A 15,286-nucleotide genomic window follows, 5' to 3' on the forward strand; every position below is an offset into this window, starting at 1 on the left:
TGATAAAACACCTTTCCAAAAAGATATCAGAAATGGATATCATCTAGGAGGAACTCAGAATGAGTCAAAGCATAAAAATGGTCAAAGAAAAGGCCAAAAAAAAGGAAAGAGTCACCCATTCAGGTCTTTTATCCCTTATCCAAAAAGGGGTAATCGCGACCTACGTGTTTTCGATCCTCTGTTTTTTTTTCGCTAGTATTTTTGCTGTACGTGCTTTTGCAAATATTGCGCTTGAAACTCCCTTATCAATTACTGAAAATGACCCAAAAGATCAAATTCAAAAAAATAATCAAAACCTAGAAGTAAAAGATAATGCAAGCCTTGTGCCAAGAACTATATTATCGCTTTACTTTAATGAAAAAAACATCGAACTTACCTACCATCCTATCCATCGATTCATAGACATGCCCCTTCACCATTTAGGTCTTCGGGTTAAACATTGGAATTTAAAAGATGGATTGCCATCAGAAGACAAAATGCGTGATGTTAGAGGAATTCTTGCTTATTTCGATACAAATCAAATCAACAACCCGATTGATTTTCTGAATTGGAGCACTGCACAAGTTGAGTCTGGCAAAAAATTTGTTCTTTTAGGCGATCTTGGTTTCTATGAAAACTTAAAAAAAGAAAAAACACCCATAAGACTCATAAATAATTTTTTAGCACATCTCGGGCTCCACATGAGCAAAGAAACAAAAGAATTTACATATGATATTAATTATCAACCTTATAATCCTAATCATATTGAATTTGAGCGTTCGTTATCTAAAGATTTAAATCCATTCATTTCTATTAATGCGCTTTCTCCAAACCTTGATATTATTTTATCCACAAAAGAAAGCGATGAAACTTCTTTAAGCTCCGTACTCGTTACATTAAACGATAAAGGTGGCTATGCAGCACGAGGCTATTATCTTTATACAAACAATACAGGAAGTGTACAATGGCGCATCAATCCGTTTGACTATTTCAAAAAAGCTTTTGCCACAGAAACTTTACCAAAATTGGATACAACTACTGATTCAGGCAAGCGCATTAATTATAACCATATCGATGGTGATGGCTGGCGAAGCGTTTCACAAGTACCTGGATATAAAGAAAAAAATAAAAATTGTGCCCAAGTGGTATTAGAAGAAATCATTCAAAAATATCCACAATTGCCCTTAACTGTTTCACCCATTGCAGCAGATTTGGATGTTGATTACTTTGGTTCAAAAGAACTTCAAGAGCAAGCGAAGGAAATTTTTGCCTACAACAATATTGCCATTGGATCTCATACTTACACACATCCATTATATTGGAAATTTTATGATGACGAAAATCCAGCAGAAAAAGAAAAAAAACTATTTGGCGATTCTAAAAATCAACTTGAATTTGAACATAATCGTGAAAAAACTGTCAATAAAATTGGAGACGGTTATTCCCTTCCTAGATCATATCTTTTTGGGAAATTTGATCTTGAAAAAGAGTTAATGGGATCCGTTAAATTCATTCAAGCTCTAGCACCCGAGGGTAAGAAAGTCGGCCTATATCAATGGTCAGGCGATTGCATGCCTTTCAAAGGTGCCATTAATACATTACGCCAGCAAAAAATTCGTAACTTAAATGGTGGAGATTGTCGTCTTGATTCAGAATACCCTTCTTATGCTTTTGTGAGTCCTATCGGGCGTGATGATGGAGACGAATGGCAAATTTATTCATCTAACAACAATGAAAATACATACACAGATGGTTGGACCAAACGCTTTTTTGGATTTAAATATCTTGTCAATACATTCAACCATACAGGAACACCTCTAAGGTTAAAGCCATTAAACATTTATTTTCACATGTATTCTGCAGAAAAAATATCTTCATTACGTGCATTACTTGACAATTTTGCTTACGTTCTTCAGCAGGAAATAATTCCTATCACCGCAAAGGACTATGCAGCCATTGGGGATGGATTTTTTGAAGGCGATTTAACACAATTAGGCGATCAAACATGGCAAGTTAAAAACCGCGTTGCGCTTAATACTATTCGTTTTGATGAAGCAAGTCTTAAAGAAATTGATTGGGAAAAATCAAGTGGTGTCATCGGTCAGACTTACGCACAAGGTAGTTTATACGTCGCTTTGGATAAAAGAAATAAAACACCCATTATAGCACTAAAAGAACGTGATTCAGTTGCAGCACAGCCGAGCACTTCTTCAAAGCCTTATCTTATAAGCAGCAGATGGCGTATGTGGAACGTTGATTTTAAGGAAAACGGATTAACCTTTATTGCACAAGGTTATGGGCCAGGCGATATGTCCTTTTACTGTCCGCTTCCGGGATCTTATCAGATTCAAGGCCATACTAAAGATGCACGTCTTTTCTCATATAATAGCAAAACAGACAAAAATGGCATTCTTAAAATCTCTGTAAAAGAATCAGGCATTGAACCAATTTCTTTGATTTTGACACCAGAAACAACTAAAGAAACAATTGCTCAGCAGGAAAACAGATGAAACATCAAACGCGTGCCTGGCTCAAAAGCCTTACGCCCTTATGCCCTCTAAATGTTTTTAAAAATAGAGGCAATTGGACTGAAAAAGCAAACAACCAAAAAACATATATACCCTTAATTTTAGTGGGAGAATTCACATGCGCCAAACATTAATCCCCTTATTCCTTGTCGCTTTTTTTGGTATAGGCTTAGCGATTGTTCTTTTTCCTTCCGAAGAAGAAAGGGCATTGATGTATATTAAAGATAAAGAATTCAGCGAAGCGCTTGAAATTTATGAAAAACTCATTCAAAAAGGACGTCTAAAACCTGAGCCCGTTAAGGCGCTCACAGATCTTTATGTGCAATATGGCGAAATTAACCGCGCGATTGAACTATTAGAACAATTTATTGCCGAAAACCCAGAACATCTTGAGGCACGTCAACAAATTGGTACCTATTACCAATATGCCCAACGTCCAGGCGATTACCTTAGAAATCTTGTAGACGTTGTGAAATTTGCACCTTCAAAAGAAAGACTAAAAGAATTATCAGATATTTATAACTTTAACGGCGAATACGACAAGCAAATTGAAATATTAAAACAACTCATCGCTTATCCTGATCCCGAACCTGAATATTTTGTTTATGTCGCTCACCTTTTAGCGGGAAAAGACAGAATTGATGAATCCATCGCTATTTTAGGCGATTATCGCTTAAAATTCCCTGCCAAAATTACGCCTGATACGCTTGAATTTATGATGAGTCTCCTTCTTTCAAAGCACCGTCAAGATGAAGCTTATAAATGGAGTAAAGAATGGTTTGACATTCATCCTTGGCCACAAGCAGCATTAAGAATTGCCGACATTTTTTCTCAAAAGGGGCAACTCGGCATGGCGCTTACCTTGCTTGAAAGCATGGAGGGCAATGCAAAAGAAGACATTACTTTTCAAGTAACTTTACTTCAATATCAATATAATAGCGGCAAAATTCAAGATGTTTTTACAAAACTCAAAGATTTCAGTACAAAAGGAAAATTACCCCAAGAAGCTTTTCCAATCTTTGTTGATTTATCCTTAAATGCAAAAGATTTAACTTTCGTTACAGACGAAAGCAAACGCCAAGATATTACATTATTACCTGATGAGCTTTTAGTACGACTTGTTAAACAAGTGACACAAAATGGTGATAAGGAATATTTAAATTTCGTTCTTTCTCAATATGATAAAATCCTCCTTGAAAATAGACCCTTATTTACAGCAGAACTTTATTATGCTGGCAACAATTTGCCTAAAGCAAAAGAATGGGCTGATATCGTTCTTAAAACAAAAGAAATATCAATTGAAGAAAACATTCGTTTTTCAGACTTACTTTATCGTATTGATATGAAACCTGAAGCTATCAGCAGAATAGACATAATTGAAAATGCATTGAATGTTCAATCACGTTTATTACAAGAGCGTGATTACATTCTTCTTGCTAAAGATTATATTAATCTTGAAAAAATTAATGATGGTCTTTCTTTTTTTGAAAAACATAAAAGTCTTGAACCTGAATCAGAGTCGGAATCTGGTTGGGCTTTGTTGGCTGCAAGCGACAATCAAAACGAAAAAGTTAAAGAATGGTTTTTACAACAAAAAAGATTTGATCCTGTTGCGCTTGAAGATCTTCAACGCATTACAGCAAAATCAGGGAATTACGATTTAGCTGTATTAACAGCTGAAAAATTATATGAGCTTTTCCCCGGCACAATTCAAGAATTGCTTTTGGGACGTTCACTTTTATACGCCAATCGACCAGTCGAAGCTGTCCAACACATTAAACCTCATGTTTTTTCATATCCTGAAGCTGAAGCTATGTACGCTGTTGGCCTCAAAAGAACCGGTGATGACAAATCCTTATCAGAATTCATGGAAAATCAAAAAAAACGTGAAGCAGAAGGCGGTGGTGGCAGACGCGAAGATTTCATCTATACAATTCTTGATTTTAAAGAATATGCCCTTGCTATGCCTTATGTAAAAGATCTAGCGCTCACAAAGGGAGAAGGTTGGGTTGCACTTTACGTTGATACCGGCGTGAAATCAGGCGCTACAAAAGAAATCAGTGATTTTCTTCTAGAATATCTTGATAAAGCAGATATTGATCTTAAGAAAAAAGAAGAATTTGTATATGTTTTAATTGATGTCGCTGGTCAAGAAGTAGCTCTTCCACATATTAAAACCCTTGCTTTCAAAATAGGTGGCAATTGGGGCTATTCCTATATTGATATCTTAAAAAAGCGCAAAAATATGGATGAATTAAGACTTTTCCTTAAAGAATGGGGCATAAGGGAAGACACACCTTTGCCTATGCGTCGATACGCAGCACATGAACTTCTTAAAGGTGGCATGAAATCCGAAGCTGAACAGATTTTTATGAATATTGCACGAATCCAAAATGCTAAAAGCCAAGACATACAAGACCTTTTGTTCATTTGGGGTGTTGGCAAAAATCTTGAAAGCCTTAAATTTCTTTCTAGTCGTGCCGATGCATCATTTGTAAAAAAAGATATGGATGACTTTAGTCTTTGGCTTAATTACATAACAGATTATGTATCTCCCGAAGAAACATTAAAATATTTACAAAGTAAAAATATTGAACCTCTAAAAACAGACAATAAAGTCGTCATGTCTTATGCCATGGCACTTTATAAAGCAAAGAAATTTATACTTCTGGAAGACTTTTTATTAAAGGCAATTGGCGCTGAACAAGACCCTAAAAACATATTAGAACTTGCTATTCTTGCCTCTGATTTAAGTGAACAAGCAACAGCAAGTGTTGGTTACGCAAAAGTAATCAAAACAGCTAAATATGGTTTTCTACGCGTTATATCTAAAGATGACTCCAAAAAAAGTGACCTTGATCGAATTGCACTCAGAAGAATAGGATTTTCTGCTTTTATTCAAAAAAACCTTTCTGAAGCAGAGCAATATCTAAGAAGCTATATAAGAAAATATGGCAAAGATAATAATGATTTTGAAGCTTATTATTTCTTAGGCGAATGTCTATGGCTCACTGATCGAAAATCTGATGCTGATTATTTTTATTCAAGAGCACAAAAAATAATCACCAATCAAAAAGAAAAAACGAATGATTTATTGCTTGTTAAAGCAGGCATCAAACAACGATATGGTCTCATTGATGATGCGATAGATGTATATGAAGATATGCGAAAAGATATGACAAGCAATCGTTCTTTACAAGCAGATTACGCGCTAATACTCCTTGATAATAATAAGAATATGATGGCACGACATATGTTGGATATGGATTAATGTATTATCTTAAGAGCTGTTGACATTTGATTTAATAATATGAGCACAAGCTCGTCCCACACGAAAATAGCCGAGCGGCACGCAAGGCTGTTTGTGGCAATCCACACTTGCGAATGCTGCAGTAAAGTGTGGATTGCCCCGTACGCCCTCGTACCTAGGCACCCAGGCATCTTCTAATGACAAACCGCCCGACATCGTCATCGCGAACCCCTGTAGGGGGTGTGGCGATCTCAATTTTTCAAGCAGATTGCCGCGGGGCTTCGCCCTTCGCAATGACGAACTATTTGATTTTAAAATGCTTTTCAACATGTAGTTTTTTTAAGTTATTTCACTACAACATTCACTTTTAAATGTTCCCCTCCTACGTGCTATACAGTATTTTCTATTAAAAATCGCTCTCTCTACTTCCCGCGGCAAAACCCACGGGCCGTAACAGGGAGAAGCTAAATACCTACAACAAATGATCTATACTTATCAAAGCAAACATCAAATATATGACTACATTCATGACGCAATAGATGTATATGAGAAACTACGAAAAATTTTAGCAAACGATCATTCTTTACAAGCTGACTAGGCTCTTATATTAATTGATAATAACAATGATATGATGCCATAGAATGTGCTCAATATCGATTAAGCGTGAAACCTCTTTACGTTGCTTTCAAGGGAAAATTTTCTCCATTTTTAGGCTTCGAAATTATTAAAGAGAGATAAAAGAAGTTAAAAAAGTAGGGTTATAAAGATGAAAATTGGTCGCTTTACACTCATAATAATCATTTTGTTTATTTCAAATTTTATTCATGAAGTTTGTTTTTCAAATACTCCTCAGGGTTTTCTTGTGACAACACTTCCAAGACCTAGCCGTCTTGAAATAAGATTGATTTCCCAAGAACCCTATGAAATTAGTCACAAAACAACCGATAATAAGCTATGGATTAATTTTAATAATCCTATTCAATCTGATCGTATCAAAGGACTTATCAAAGAAGCCCCAAAATGGTTGCAAATTGTAAGACAAGAAAGCCCCAGAAGTCTTTATTTCGAAGCAAAACAAAACAATAGCTTCATCGTCGAACGATTAGACAGATCAATTATCATCACAGTTCTTAAAGATAAAAGTCCCACAAACAAAATAACACCTGAAATATTAATTGACAAAACACCCAATAGAGCTGAGCTCAGCTTAGTATGGCCAAAAGATTTAAAACCAGTAATAGAACGTGTTGAAGATCAATTGATTTTTAATTTTGCACAACCCATTAACAACCCTCAATTAAACAATTTGTGGAAAACACTACCCCAATGGGTTACATCTTCTACAGCATATTATGACAGTTTTGTAATGAAATTAGCCCATGACACAAAAGTCCAGATTACGCATAAAGGGGCACACACTATCCTTGATTTTTACTATTCACCTATGACCGAAAAAGAACTAGACGCAAGAACATTAACTCCAGCTTCTCCTGACATCCGATTAGATCGCCTCACAGGACAAGCAGTACTAAATGCTGAACGCGATTTTGATGCACGCAGCAAATTCAGTGAAGTTATTGATGCTGCACCTGATAATCTTGAAGCCATGCGGTGGCTCGGCGATACAGAAGCCCACATAAAACGCTGGCGCAAAGCGATCATGGTTTACGACAATATGTTTTCCATTGACCCACAAGAATATGGTGTCGCTTTTAACAAGGCATTTCAATATCACGAATATGGTTCTTATGCGAGACTAGAACCTGAATGGTGGCACGTTGAAGGCGGCGAAACGCAATATATTGGAAGATTAAGTGGACGATATCTTATAGGTCCAAGTGCACAAATTGATAGCGTCTACGAAGAACGTTTTCTTACAGACGCAGGCCTTATCAATCGAAAAGGCCAACTTCTTGATTTTGAAGGAAGCAGACGCCAAGGTTTTACAGCATTAACATATAATTTCGATAATATGGATAAAGCGCAAATTGGTATATATGCTCAAAATTCAAGCATTGGTGGTGGCGCCGCTTACACAATCGGTTGGAAACATGCCAATACCAGAATTGGTGCCAATTACCATGCCAATGATTGGAACTATGTTCAGCAAATAGTTAATGGCGGAAGCGTAGATAATGTAAACTTAGAGCATGACCAACAATTCGGTGAGCGTCTTTACTTAGATGCAACAGGTTCTCTTAATCGTTTTAATCTACGCTATAAGCAAAATGTTGCTAGCTCCATTCGTACAAATGGTGCTTTAAATTATGTAATCTTTGAAAAAAATCCAACATTGTCAGTAGGTTATGCTGTGATTGCAGAGTATAAATTAAAACGTAAAAGAGCAATTGCAGAAGACGGAACACCCTATACTATACTTCCAATTCAAACGAGAGAAGCACACATATTGTCTAGCCGTATTGGATCGTTACTCACGGATTATATTTTTGGAGAAGCCGTAGGCGGATATAGTGTTGATCGTTTTGGAACACACGGCCCCATAATGGGACTTGCATTTTATTATGAACCTATTCCAAACTTTCAATTTGGCATAAAAGGAAATCGTGAAATATTAAACTCCAGGGGCTCCAGCGCCTACGTAAATTCAGTAGGTGTTAGTTTTACTGTGCGTTTTTAGTAACATAAAACAACCTTTGAATAATTTTATTACTGAAATAGATCTATTAGTAAATAGATTTTTAAGGTAACATTATTTAAAGGCATAATAGGCCGTAATGGACAAAACAATTGTCTTAAATATAAAAACTTTGGGAGGACTATGTTGAAAACAAAATGCTTCCCTTTTGCTTTATGCCAAAATAAGTTTATATTAAAAAGACTGTGAAACAGAAGGTTCAGAGATGCGTATTCAAGAAGTGAAAACACTCTTCCGTCATGCAATTTTAGGCATTGTCGTTTTAATTTTATCTGCGTGTAGTCGTGGTGGATATAATCAAAATTTTGTCAATTATAATGCGGCTCCCACACGCGCAATGTTAGTTGCTATTCTCCCCTTTGAGAATTTAACAACACACCGCAATGCTGGTATCATAGCATCCGAGCTTTTAACGACTGAACTTTATCGCCAAGGTATTTTCCGCATCCTTGAACAGAGTCGTATCCGCAAGTGGATGGCCAATAATAAAATAAATCCAGCACAATTAACCGAAACAACCTATGCACAGGCAGTTGCACGTGCCCTTGGTGTTCATGCTGTGATTATTGGCAGCGTTTCCGAATTTGGATATCAACATGGTCTCAAAGAAGAACCAACAGTTGGTATAAACACAAGGCTCGTTTCAGGGTCAAGCGGTCAAGTCCTTTGGGCAAGCAGCACGTCTGATACTGGTCGTGGTATTTTTACCCGTGATAGTGCTAACGAAACAGCACAACGTGTTGTCGTTAAAATGGTTACCGAGCTGAATAACCGCTTGCCCGACTAAATATATTAAGCATATTATAGGGGGTCAAAATGGCACAAGAAGCCGGAGCATTAGCCCAAAAACAAGAAGAAACAAAAGTTTCACTTTTGACCCGTATTCAAGATAAGCAATTATTTGGCGTTAGACTTGTTGTTTATATTGAGCTTTTTGCCTTCTACTTTCTTTTAGAAGTAATAGATTTTACTTTTTTTGAAGGCAAACGATTTTGGGGGGTGTCTCCACATCCATTCTGGTTACCCATCTTAATTATGACCATGCAATATGGTACCAATGTGGGTCTTTTAACGGCAACGATCTCTGCTGTTATTTTACTTTTGGGTAATTTACCCGCGCAAGCAATGTCCCAAGATCTTTACGCTTATATTGCGAATATTATCGTTCAACCTGTTTTATGGTTTATTGTTGCACTCGTTTTAGGTGAACTTCGAATGCGACATATACGTGAGCGCGATAGGCTTGAATATAATTTAAAAGATCTAGAAGAAAAAATATACACAATAACAGATGCTTATCATAGACTTCATGAAGTAAAACTTAGCTTAGAACACCGCATTGCAACGCATATGCGTTCTGTTATTTATCTTTACGAATCTGCAAAAGCCGTTGAAAGTATGGATGAATCTGAAGTTTATCAAAATATTGGATCACTTATTAAAAATATTATCTCCCCTGAAAAATTCTCTCTTTACCTACAAGATGCAAAAAATCCTGAAACAATGACCCTCGTATCACAAGAAGGGTGGCAAGAATCCGACAAATTTAAAACCAGTTTTGGACCTAATGATGATCTCTATCAATCCATCGTTCTTAGACAAAACGTTTTATGCGTTGCAAATCCACAAGACCATCAAATATTGGGCAATGAAGGCGTTCTCGCCGGACCTCTTTTTGATAAAGAAGCAGGACGTGTTGTGGGCATGCTTAAAATTGAACAAATTCCCTTTTTGGAACTGACCGTTACCAATGTCGAAAATTTTAAAATTTTATGTGATTGGCTTAGCGTTTCAATCAGTAAAATTCATCGTATCCAAACCATTCAAAGTGATAGCTATTTGAATACAACACGTAATTTACTATCGCAAGGTTTTATGAGCTATCTTGTCAAATTTTTAGGTACATTAGGTAAACGCGTTGGTTTTTCAATGACGATGGTGGTTATAGCACCCAAGCAAACAAACTTGACATCGCAACAATTAACATCACTGACAGAAGCCATCAATAAAGCTGTTGAAAAAGTTTTACGTTCTATCGATCTTGCTTTTGATTGTCATAAAAAAGATAAAAGTTTTGTTGTTCTTTTACCTGCAACACCCATTGAAAACGCAAATGTTGTCGTCGACAAATTAAAAGTAGAGTTCTTGAAAAACCAAACGCAAGATATCAAGGATGTGGATCTTAATTTCGCCGTTCAGAAGTTGAGTTAAAAAAATATGAAGAAGGTATATTTTCTTCATATAAGAAAAACGAATTCTAAAACTTAACGAACTCGATACTTGGAAAGAGCTGGATGTACTCAATCCTTCAAATGTTAAAGACCTAAACGTTACATCTAAAATTGTTTAATCCCAACAATTCGTTGGTTTGAAAAAAGAAGCGCCGAAAAGAAGATCTTAAAAACAACTTATGACAAAGCAATGTATGAATCATATCGCGAAGAGGCCATTAAATTTAGACTGACTGAACCAGATGAATCTGGTCCACAAGATATTGTCCATTTTAGTGCGTTAGTTGAACTTATTCTCATAGGTCTTGTATCAGCAATTATCGAAAGCGTTCTTTTTACCCTTCTTGTCAAAGATGTTATCGGCATCCTATTGACATTGTTAGGTCATATTCTTCTTGTTGGCGCACTTTTTTTATGGGTTATTAGACGTTATCATAAACATTCTGGATTACGCATTGCTTTGTTGCTCACTTTAAGCACTTGTTTTTTAGGTCCTTTTGGTGCCGTTGGTACTTTTATTTCCGTTATTATGTTTGTAGTTTTTCAAAAATCCTCTCAGTCCTTTATGGAATGGTATAAGTCTATTTTTCCCGATACAATAACTGTTTCCTTTGATGAACTTCACCTCAATTTAAAATCAGGACGAGAAAGACCCGATGAAGCTGCCACTGTTTCTTCATTCATCGATATTATTTCAAAAGGCAATACAAAACAAAAACAAGCAGCTATACAAATTATCACACATAATTTTCATCCCTCTTTTGCAATAGCACTCAAAATTGCACTCAAAGATATGGATCCTGTTGTTCGTGTTCAAGCAGCTTCAGCTGTTACTGCCATTGAACGTAAATATGTAAATAAACTTCACGAACTAGAAGAACACTATTTAAAAAACAAAAACTTTTTATCAACAGCCCAGCTTGCAGATCAATTTGATGAATACGGTAATTTAGGATTGATGGATAAAGAACGCGAAAGAGAAACAAAAAATAAATCACTTATGTATTTTTTAGAGGCCTATAAAATAAAAAATAATGATCGACATGTTCTTCTTGCCATAGGAAGATTGCTTTTAAAACAAGGAAAAATATTAGAGGCCTATGAATGGTTCAAAAAAATACTTGAAGATGGTCTTTACACCACTGAAATCCTTGCTTGGACTATTGAATGTCTTTTTAAATTAAAGATGTATGACGCGTTAAGAGATTTCATTCAAAACCATCGTGATAAAATTGATCTCACTAAATTACAAGAAAATGTTAAAGAGTTTATAACCTTATGGATGGGAGATTCCATAAAGCCTACCCCTTCCAATATCGACCCTGACCTTAGCACTCTACAAGGTGAACCTGCATGAGCTATCAACCCGCTAAACCCATTGATGTATGTTTTCTTGTTGAGGGTGCCTATCCTTACGTCGCAGGTGGTGTTTCGTCCTGGATTCACGAAATGATACTTTCATTCCCAGATCTAAATTTTGGTATCGTAGCACTTCTTCCAGACCGAAATTACCCACATGAATTGCGTTATGACTTGCCTCAAAATGTTGTTGAATTTCGAAATATCTATCTTCAAGAACTAAAACCAGGATCACCTAAAATTGCACAAGGGAAAGAACTTTATAATTTTATAAAGCCTCTTTTAAACAACCTTCAAAAAGGTGAAAGCACGAACGCAATCGAAAAACTTGTTGATGTTTTTACGCCTTTAAAAGACCATTTAGGAAGCGACTTTTTACTCAACTCACATGAAGCGTGGGATACTCTGACTGAAATGTATTCTGATTGGGTCCCTGGTAGTTCCTTCCTGGATTATTTTTGGTCCTGGCGGGCACTTGTTGGCGGGCTTTACTCAATTCTAATCGATGATTATCCAATGGCAAGCGTTTACCACACGGTTGCAACCGGTTATGCCGGCATTTTAGGCGCACGCATCCATATTGAAACAGGACGTCCCCTTATCTTAACCGAGCATGGTATATATACGAATGAACGACGCATAGAACTCACCATGGCTGATTGGCTGCATGATCATACTGGATCTGGTCTTGGTATCGGCAAAACAGATCATGGCCTTCATCAAATTTGGGTGAATGTATTTTATGCTTATGCACAAGCATGCTATACACAAAGCAATGAAATTATTACACTTTTTGAAGGAAACAGACAAGTTCAAATCGCAGATGGTGCACCTCCTCAAAAATCTCGCCTTATTCCCAATGGCATTGACTTTAATAAATTTTCATCAATTCCACGCGACCAACAAGATCACCCCATTATTGCACTTATCGGGCGCGTTGTGCCGATTAAAGACATTAAAACATATATACGTGCTGTTGGTAATCTTGTCCGTCAACTTCCTGATTTAGAAGCGCTTATCATGGGGCCCTTTGAAGAAGATAAAGATTATTACGAAGAATGTATGCTTCTTATCGATTCGCTTGGACTTCACAATTGCATTAAATTTACAGGTCGCGTTAAATTAACCGATTACCTTGGTAAAATTGACCTAATTGTTTTAACCAGTATTTCAGAAGCGCAACCCCTTGTTATTCTAGAATCTGGTGCAGCCGGTGTCCCTATTGTCGCTACAGATGTTGGTGCTTGCCGTGAAATGATTTATGGCCGAGATAATGAGCAGCCCAATCTTGGCGCAGGCGGCGCCATTGTGTCACTCTCCAATCCACTTGACGCTGCACATGCTATTTATAAATTGTTAACAGATGAGCATCTTATGCAAACTGCAAGGATCGCTATAAAAGAACGCGTTAGACTTTATTACAATAAAGTAGATATCGACCGACAATATCGAAGCCTATACGATCAATATCGTCTTAAATCATAAAGACCCCTAAAGGGAGGAACACATGGCTGGAATTGGTTTTGCACTTCGAAAACTCGTCCAAAAAGATGATATTAATGGTGTCGTTCAAGCTTTTGGCTATTCAGCTTTTGCGGCGGCCGGCCCTTGGCTTTTCACTGTTATCTGTCTTTTTGGAATAAACCTTGTCGGCACAATGGTATCCTCTGTAGATGCAATCGAAAATTTTCGACTTGTTGTCGTTTATAACAATTGCTTTGCTATTCTTGTCTCAAGCCCCGTCGCTGTGATTGCAACACGATATACATCTGATCGTATCTACGATAAAAAAGTTGATGATATTCCTGGCGTGCTTCTTCTATCACTTTTACTTGTTTATGGTGCTTGTGCACTCATTGCTGTTCCGCTTTATTTTGGTTATGCCAAAATGACAAGTGATTATGCTTTATTATCCGTGATTAATTTTTGCTTAATGGGCGGTATTGCTGTTGTTGGCGTCTTTTTAACAGCGCTTAAAGATTACGTTACAATTTCAGTTGTTTTTGCTGTTGGCATGCTTGTTTCCTTTTTAGGCGCATGGTACTTAGCAGGCCCTTATGGTGCCCATGGAATGCTTTTTGGTTTTTCCATTGGACTTGCCCTTATTCAATTCGTCATTGCGACCAAAATATTTGCTGAATATCCTTATCATTTTAGAATACCAGAGAACTATTTTGGTTATTTTAAAAAACACTGGGATTTAGGCTTAGGTATTTTTCTTTATAATGCAGGTGCATGGGTTGATAAATGGATTATGTGGTTCGCACCAGAGCATCGTCGTTATGACAATAATCTAATCGCTTATCCTGGTTATGACAGCGCAATGTTTTTAGCCTATATTTCTATTATTCCTGCTATTTCTATCTTTACCGTGATTTTAGAAGCTAATTTTTTTGAAAAATATGTTGCGTATTACCGAGACATCATCAAACATTGTTCGTTTTTTAAAATCAAAGAAAACCATAAAGAAATCATAAGCGTACTCAAAACAAATTCTAAAAATCTTTTTGTATTACAGGCCGCTTGCTCAATTATTACAATTATTATTTCGCCTTATTTAATCGATGCTTTGCGCATGAACTATCTTCAGATTGGTATGTTCCGTATTGGTGTTTTAGGTGCACTTTTCCAAGTAATATTCTTATACATACTCATTATTCTTATTTACTTTGAAGTGAAACGTGAAGTGTTATTATTACAATTCTTCTTTTTCCTCTCAAATGCCGTATTTTCATTTATTAGCCTTAAATTAGGTTTTCCTTTTTATGGTTATGGCTATTTCTTTTCAACGCTTTTATCAATGTCTGGCGCTTACATTTTTGCTATCTATCGATTAAGAGATTTACCCTATTTAACCTTTATCCAAAACAATCCATCGACAGGTGGTAAACGTGGTGTACTGATATTTTCAGGTAGGTAAATTTGATTTGAAAATCATGTAGCATATAATGAATAAGTGTATGCCATGCCAATCTACGGAACAAAAAATATGATTTTTCGAACCCTGTCAACAACTCAACTGTTTCCCTGAACCAATGAGAGCCCAAAGGGCTCGAATGAGGATTCAGGGTCCAAATAATAATCATGATCGAATATCATGACATACTTTTAATAAAAGAACGACATGCTCTGCGAGCATGTTTTTTTGTTTGGATCCTGAATCGGCGTATGAAGCTTCGCTTCAACGAGTCCAGAAAACAAAGTTGGGAGACAAATTTCTAGCATAAGAATAAAAATTGTCCGGTAGATTGATGAAAAACAATCTACAAGGTAATTTTTACGT

At 36.5% G+C, this 15,286-nt stretch carries 9 protein-coding genes; all 9 read left to right on the top strand.

Annotated features, from left to right (window positions below):
- Positions 1-59: 59 nt before the first annotated feature.
- The 9 genes from Q8L85_03445 (at position 60) to pelG (ending at position 14,923) form a co-directional block, all read left to right on the top strand.
- Complete coding sequence (locus Q8L85_03445; protein ID MDP1723735.1) at positions 60-2,489, top strand: hypothetical protein; 2,430 nt, start codon at positions 60-62, stop codon at positions 2,487-2,489.
- Positions 2,486-2,641, top strand: coding sequence for a hypothetical protein (locus tag Q8L85_03450; GenBank protein MDP1723736.1), 156 nt, complete (start codon positions 2,486-2,488; stop codon positions 2,639-2,641). Before Q8L85_03445 ends, Q8L85_03450 begins: the two co-directional genes overlap by 4 nt.
- On the top strand, positions 2,626-5,778 hold the full coding sequence (locus Q8L85_03455; GenBank protein ID MDP1723737.1) for a tetratricopeptide repeat protein: 3,153 nt from the start codon (positions 2,626-2,628) through the stop codon (positions 5,776-5,778). The genes Q8L85_03450 and Q8L85_03455 overlap by 16 nt, the downstream gene beginning before the upstream one ends.
- Before the next feature lie 745 nt (positions 5,779-6,523).
- Complete coding sequence (locus Q8L85_03460) at positions 6,524-8,395, top strand: hypothetical protein (protein MDP1723738.1); 1,872 nt, start codon at positions 6,524-6,526, stop codon at positions 8,393-8,395.
- A gap of 223 nt (positions 8,396-8,618) precedes the next feature.
- Positions 8,619-9,200: a CsgG/HfaB family protein gene (locus Q8L85_03465; protein MDP1723739.1), complete on the top strand. Its 582-nt coding sequence runs from the start codon at positions 8,619-8,621 to the stop codon at positions 9,198-9,200.
- Between the two features lie 29 nt (positions 9,201-9,229).
- On the top strand, positions 9,230-10,624 hold the full coding sequence (locus tag Q8L85_03470) for a GAF domain-containing protein (GenBank protein ID MDP1723740.1): 1,395 nt from the start codon (positions 9,230-9,232) through the stop codon (positions 10,622-10,624).
- 210 nt (positions 10,625-10,834) lie between these two features.
- Positions 10,835-12,001, top strand: a complete 1,167-nt coding sequence (locus Q8L85_03475; protein ID MDP1723741.1) for a hypothetical protein — start codon at positions 10,835-10,837, stop codon at positions 11,999-12,001.
- On the top strand, positions 11,998-13,488 hold the full coding sequence (pelF, locus tag Q8L85_03480; GenBank protein MDP1723742.1) for a GT4 family glycosyltransferase PelF: 1,491 nt from the start codon (positions 11,998-12,000) through the stop codon (positions 13,486-13,488). The genes Q8L85_03475 and pelF overlap by 4 nt, the downstream gene beginning before the upstream one ends.
- 22 nt (positions 13,489-13,510) lie before the next feature.
- A complete protein-coding gene (pelG, locus tag Q8L85_03485; GenBank protein ID MDP1723743.1) occupies positions 13,511-14,923 on the top strand; it encodes an exopolysaccharide Pel transporter PelG in 1,413 nt (470 codons plus the stop codon).
- Positions 14,924-15,286: the final 363 nt, after the last annotated feature.

The organism is Alphaproteobacteria bacterium (assembly GCA_030680745.1).
GTDB lineage: Bacteria > Pseudomonadota > Alphaproteobacteria > JAUXUR01 > JAUXUR01 > JAUXUR01.